Genomic DNA, 2,934 nt, shown 5'->3' with positions numbered 1-2,934 from the left:
TGGGTGCATGTCCGACACCCCCCGGCATGACCCGAACGATCCGGTCCCCGACCGGCTGGCCCGCCTGCGCGCCGCCGATCTCGCCGAGCGCGCGGCCGAGGTGGAGAAGGTGCGGCTCCTGCTCGATCTGGCCGACCTGTGGCAGGTGGACGAACCGGCATCGTTGGACGCCGTCGCTCGCCTCGAAGGCCGCGAGAAGAAGGTGGTCGGCGCGGACGGCACGACCCCGGTGGGCGAGTTCCTCGCCCTGGAGGTCGGTCCGCTCCTGGGTGTCACGCCCTACCGGGCTGCCCTCCAGATCGCCGACGCCGTCAACCTGCGCGACCGCCACCCGCACCTCTGGGAATCGGTCCAGCAGGGCGCCCTGCGCATGTGGCAGGCCAACCATCTCACCCGCGCCTGCCTCCATCTCCCCCACGCCGCCTCGCTGTGGGTCGACCGGCAACTGGCTCTCGCCGCAGACGCCGGGCTCCCCTGGCCCCGCATGCGCCGGCTGGTCACGGGCCTCGTGGTGAAGGCCGATCCTGCCCTCGCCGAGCAGCGAGCCCGGTCGGCGGCCGAGCGGCGCGGCGTGTGGTCACGCGAGTTCGACGACGGTCACGCCCAAATCGGCGGCAGCCTCGCCGCCGCGGACGCCGCCGCCTTCCACGAGACCATCGAGCAGATCGCCGACGACCTCATGGACGAGCACGACGACACCGGCGCCTTCATCTTCACCCACCGGGACACCGCCCGGGCCGCCGCCATCGGCGTCCTCGCCCGCAGCTACGACCGGCAGGAGCCCACGCAATCACCCTCGCGGCGCACAGGCCGACCCCGCCGGCGTGCCACGCTGATCGTGCACGTCGCGGACGAGAACCTCGCCAGCGGCGAGGGAGTCGCCCGGGTCGAGGGCTGGGGGCCCGAGTTGATCAGCCGCCTCCCCCGCCTCCTCGCCGGCTGCCACGTGACCGTCCGGCCCGTGGTCAACCCCGACCACGAACTCCCCGTCGACGCCTACGAGATCCCCGAACGGCTCCGGTTCGCCGTCCACCAACGGCACCCCTACGACGTTTTCCCGTTCAGCGGCACCCCGGCATCCAGCTGCGACACCGACCACACCCGCCCCTACGACCCGGGCGGCCCGCCGGGCCAAACGTGCTACAGAAACCTTGCCCCGCTGTCTCGCAGGGCGCACCGCGGCAAGACGCACTCCCGCTTCACGGTCGAACCCCTGGGCGGAGACCGCCACCTGTGGACCAGCCGCTACGGCTACCGCTACCTCACGACGCCCTCAGGCGCCCGCTACCTCGACCCGAAGGGAGTCGACACCGTCAACTGCGTCATCCAAGCCCTCGCCTACCGCGCCGGCAACACCGTCGACCTGTGGGTGCCCCGCGCCTGAGCAACGACGCCGCCCCTCAGACCTCGTCCTGGCGGACCTCACGCTCGTACGACTGTCCCCCACCGCGGACGCCGCGGCCGTCATCGACGACGTTGGTGCGCTCACTCGTGATGCGTGTGCGCGGGCGGGCGGCGATGAACCCGAACACGAGCCACAGCAGCGCTGCGCCCAAGAGGATGAACCCGACCGTGCGGGTGTCGAAGCCAGGAATCATGTCCTGCATCGCGAACGCCATGATCGCCCCCAGGACTCCCAATGCGATCGGACCACCAATGTTCATGTAGCGCATTGGACCCATGGTATCGGGCCTTGTCCCGCACCCGTCGGCCGCCACACTGCCAGCGGGCGACGCCGCCGGGGTCTCCTCGGACGGGCCATGGCCGACCTGTACCAGCGCCACCCCCGCCAGCAGCACGACTCCGCCGACGAGTTGCACGGCGCTCGGCAACTCCCCCAACAGCAGCCACGCCCACACCACGGCGAAGACCACCTCGGTCAACCCCACGAAGCTCGCCACCGTCGATCCGAGCCGCCGCGCGGCCACGAACCCCAGAAGGTACGCGAGCGCCGCAGCCACGACCACCAGTTCCAGCACCGGCATCCACCAGGGCACCACGGAGTCGAGCACGGCGGCGTCCGCGAAGCTCGCCCGCAACGGCACCAGACCGATCAGCCCGAACACCAGCAACGCCACCGCACCCACCCCCAGTCCCGACGCCACGAACGCCACCGGCGGCACGCCGGACGTGTTCGCCGACGTGATGAAGTACACGGCCATGCCCGTCGCCGCGAACAGCGCCCACGCGACACCGCGCGGGTCGGCGCCTGCCAGGTCGCCCGGGTTCAGCACGAGCGCCAGCCCGCCGATCGCCACCACCATGCCGCCCAGCGTCACCCAACCCGGACGCCGCCGCGTCCGCACCCACTCGTAGAGCACGACGAGCACCGCGCCGAGATACTCCATGAGCAGCGCCACCCCGACCTCGATGTAGGTGATCGCGTTGAAGTAGGCGACCTGCACGGCCGCCCCTGCAAACACGCCGTACAGGACGATCGGACGCCACCGCTCAACCAGGACGCGCCACCGGCCGCGCAGCGCCAGCCAGGCCGGCACCGCGAGTAGCAGCGACGCCACACCCAGACGCACCAGCACGGCGGCCGCCGGCGACCACCCGGACACCAACAGCGACTTGCCGAACACGCCCGACGTGCCGAACATCGCCGCCGACGCCAGCGCCACGGCGAGACCGGTCGCGCGTCCGTCGGCTCGGGGAGTCATGGCGAGGACGATAGCGGCGCGCTAGGTTGCGTCCATGAGCGTGTCCAGACCCACCTTCGACGAACTGGGCATCGCCACCGCCCGACTCTGGGCCACCCGCAGCGCGGACGCCAAGGTCCAGGTCGGCGCGTGCCTGCTCGACCACTTCCACCGCGTCGTCGGCGTCGGCTACAACGGGCGCGCCGCCGGCGAACCCAACGAACGGGAGTCCCTCGAGCAGGGCCAGAGCGGCTTCATCCACGCCGAGGTGAACGCCCTGCTCGCCGCCAAC

The 2,934-nt window shown here is 71.6% G+C and carries 2 protein-coding genes and 1 pseudogene; 2 read left to right on the top strand and 1 reads right to left on the bottom strand.

The genetic code is table 11. From position 1 onward, the window contains the following. A partial coding sequence (locus tag Q1K57_RS15070) for a DUF222 domain-containing protein (RefSeq protein ID WP_300084119.1) occupies positions 1 to 1,384 on the top strand: 1,384 nt, incomplete at its 5' end. A gap of 16 nt (positions 1,385 to 1,400) precedes the next feature. Here the strand turns inward: Q1K57_RS15070 and Q1K57_RS15065 are convergent. After that, positions 1,401 to 2,663, bottom strand: coding sequence for a DMT family transporter (locus tag Q1K57_RS15065; protein ID WP_300084117.1), 1,263 nt, complete (start codon positions 2,661 to 2,663; stop codon positions 1,401 to 1,403). A 34-nt stretch (positions 2,664 to 2,697) separates the two neighbouring features. Between Q1K57_RS15065 and Q1K57_RS15060 the strand changes: the two are divergent. After that, positions 2,698 to 2,934, top strand: a pseudogene (locus Q1K57_RS15060) (hypothetical protein); the annotation flags it as partial.

The organism is Propioniciclava sp., assembly GCF_029977985.1.
Taxonomy (GTDB): Bacteria; Actinomycetota; Actinomycetes; order Propionibacteriales; family Propionibacteriaceae; genus Propioniciclava.
The sequence above is the reverse complement of the archived record's forward strand: the minus strand, read 5'-3'. Positions and strand labels throughout refer to the sequence as shown.

What these genes read in the sequence shown, in the direction of transcription:
- Q1K57_RS15065 (WP_300084117.1), bottom strand. Translation starts at nt 2,663, where the DNA reads ATGACTCCCCGAGCCGACGGACGCGCGACCGGTCTCGCCGTGGCGCTG.